Source organism: uncultured Limosilactobacillus sp. (assembly GCF_934202705.1).
Lineage (GTDB): Bacteria > Bacillota > Bacilli > Lactobacillales > Lactobacillaceae > Limosilactobacillus.
In genome coordinates, this window is the sequence record NZ_CAKPYE010000022.1 from 1 (window position 1) to 2,476 (window position 2,476).

Annotated in this window: 4 protein-coding genes and 1 pseudogene; 3 read left to right on the forward strand and 2 right to left on the reverse strand. The window is 38.3% G+C overall.

Translation table 11 applies throughout. The annotated features are described in order from the left end of the window. Positions 1–146: 146 nt before the first annotated feature. Together Q0C76_RS08900 and Q0C76_RS08905 are read right to left on the reverse strand one after the other, a co-directional pair. Entirely contained in the window at positions 147–506 is a 360-nt protein-coding gene (locus tag Q0C76_RS08900) for a hypothetical protein (protein WP_295732217.1), read from the reverse strand. Positions 507–518: 12 nt separating this feature from the next. After that, entirely contained in the window at positions 519–1,106 is a 588-nt protein-coding gene (locus Q0C76_RS08905) for a site-specific integrase (RefSeq protein ID WP_295732220.1), read from the reverse strand. Positions 1,107–1,182: 76 nt separating this feature from the next. Here Q0C76_RS08905 and Q0C76_RS08910 point away from each other — a divergent pair, with 76 nt between their 5' ends. The 3 genes and pseudogenes from Q0C76_RS08910 to Q0C76_RS08920 form a co-directional block, all read left to right on the forward strand. Then, a complete protein-coding gene (locus Q0C76_RS08910; protein WP_003586674.1) occupies positions 1,183–1,461 on the forward strand; it encodes a type II toxin-antitoxin system Phd/YefM family antitoxin in 279 nt (92 codons plus the stop codon). Beyond that, positions 1,461–1,817, forward strand: coding sequence for a type II toxin-antitoxin system YafQ family toxin (locus Q0C76_RS08915; RefSeq protein WP_047021774.1), 357 nt, complete (start codon positions 1,461–1,463; stop codon positions 1,815–1,817). The genes Q0C76_RS08910 and Q0C76_RS08915 overlap by 1 nt, the downstream gene beginning before the upstream one ends. A 102-nt stretch (positions 1,818–1,919) precedes the next feature. Continuing rightward, positions 1,920–2,405: pseudogene (locus tag Q0C76_RS08920) on the forward strand (MFS transporter); the annotation flags it as partial. Positions 2,406–2,476: the final 71 nt, after the last annotated feature.

Genomic DNA, 2,476 nt, shown 5'->3' on the forward strand with positions numbered 1-2,476 from the left:
AACACCATTTTAGCAAGAACGGACAGGTCTTTTTTCACATTTTCTGGGTGGTAACTTTAATTATGCAATCTAGGGTATTAGAAGGCTAGCGCCAACTATAAAAAACCTAGAGTAAACCCTCAAAAACCTAGAGACAAATCTCAAGATTAATCAATCACATTACGAAGGATCCAATGACTATAAGCAAGACGAGCATCGGGAGTTATTACCCAGGGGTGATTAATTTCAAAAATTTGAATTTCAGTTGTTAAGTAAAGTGGCGTCTTACCATGATTAAAAGCAAAAACGGGTTGCGGAAAATCAGGCTTACTAGCAACTTGATGAACACTTTGACGAGAGTTCATCTGCCAGCGAATTTTTAAATCTTCACGCGACAATAACTGTGGCAGCTGTGTTTTTTCAAGTTGAGCTTGTTGCTGCAATTTTTGTGTAAAGGCTTGTTTAATCTTGTTTTGGTGCCAATCATCAAAAAGATCATACTTGTTGGTTTCAAAATCTAAATCCATAAAGCCAGCCTCCTAACCAAAATCAATTTTATCCAGCATCGTTTCAGTACTAGCCTGGTCTAAGCCTAAATAAGCTAAAGTCATTGATTCACTTGAGTGATTTAATAAGTGCATGACTAAGCCAATATTGTAATTGGATTGCGTGTAAACACGATAAGCCCCAGTTTTGCGCATCGTATGAGTACCTAGATAATTAATTCCTAATAGATCGCCAACCTTACTCATAATTTTGTAGAACTGTTTTTCCGTGATATGGCGTTCTGGGTGTTGAATGGAAGGAAAGAGCCATTCAGAATCCAGCTTATGATCAAGCAGCCATTGACGGTACAATAAGAGCTCTGTTTGAACAGGTTTAAGGTACAAGGTATTCGGTTTACCAGTTTTTCGGTCGTGAATAAACGCATTTTGTTTAATAGAACCGTCCGGATTAAAAATATCGGCCTGTTTTAAGCGCATGACATCACTGACTCGCAGCAGTGTCGCTTTGCCAACTTGAAAAACTGTATAGTTACGCCGGCCAGCTTTAAAGTTGTTGAGTAAGGTATCTTGAACCTCTTTGAGAACGTTTGAATCTTTGATGGGTAAGACAACTTGTTGCATAGTTTTAGCTCCTTAAAAAATTGATTTTTAGTACAGATTAAAGTACAATATTAAGTACAATGAAAGGGTGGTAAATATGACATTAGCACTAACACAGAGCGATTTTCGCGCTAACCTAAAAAAATATTTAGATCAAGTTAATGACGAAGACGAAACCGTTTATATTGCTCGTTCAAATAGTCGCGCAGTAGCCATCGTTTCACAAGAAAAAATGGACTGGCTAGAAAGAGCATTAAAAGCTAAAGAAGGTTCGTTAGAATATGCAATTGCACGTGATCAGTTAATTAAACGCCATGTTTTACCTGACGATGAAATTGTTGAATCAGATGATGATTATTGGGGTCAGTTTAAATAATGAAAAAACTAAGATTTAAACCACGTGCAACCTTTAATGCTGATCTAAAACGGTTAGCCAGTTTAGACAAATCTATTATTGATGAAGTTCGAGCAGCCATTGACCTGTTGCTTGAGCAACAACAATTACCACCAGAATTTGAGGATCATGAACTTAATCGGCGAATGAGCGGGTATAATGAATTTCACTTACGAGATACCCCGAAAAACAAAATACCAAGCGAAACTAACGATGTCCTGGTGGTTTATACGATTGATAAAGATGAACTAGTCTTAATTGGAATTCGAGTCGGATCGCATGATCGTTTATTTCCTGGTCAAAATCGTGCTAAAAGGTATCGAAAAAATGACGAATAGAAGAAGTCATTTTTATAATATGAAAATAAATAACCCCCAATATCTACACTATAGATATTAGGGGTTATTCTTTCAATGTTTTTGAAGGGTTATTTGTAATTAGTGCTGGTAAAGGATGCAGTGCCATTGCCAGCGCCACTTATAGAAGTGGTGAAAAATTATTTGATAATCAAGAAGGCCGCCACTATTTGGTATTTGACCAAGAAAACCGGTTCAGCAACGGTATTGAGCATTGCTACTATTTTAGGAATGCTGCCAATGGTGATTCTTAGTCCGTTTGTTGGTCCTATGGTTGATCGGTGGAACAAAAAAGGCCTCCTAATTTTCCCGGACGTTTTTGCTGCCTGTTTCGCTATTATTCTTTCCGTATCCGGAACGGTCTTTCATGTATTTCCACTTTGGCTCATTTTTATTTCATTACGGATGCGGTCTTGTGCGCAAACCTTCCAGATGCCAACGATTCAATCGGTAATGCCCACAATGGTGCCAGACAAAGAAATTACCCGTATGAACGGCCAACTGGGAATGGTGCAATCCGCGAATATGATTATTGCCCCAGCACTGGGCGCGTTTTTATTTGAGTTCCTCAATTTTCAAGTCAAGTGCAACGATGATAACGAATTCTTGATAGTGGTCTAGGCTGTTACGCCATGCATCGG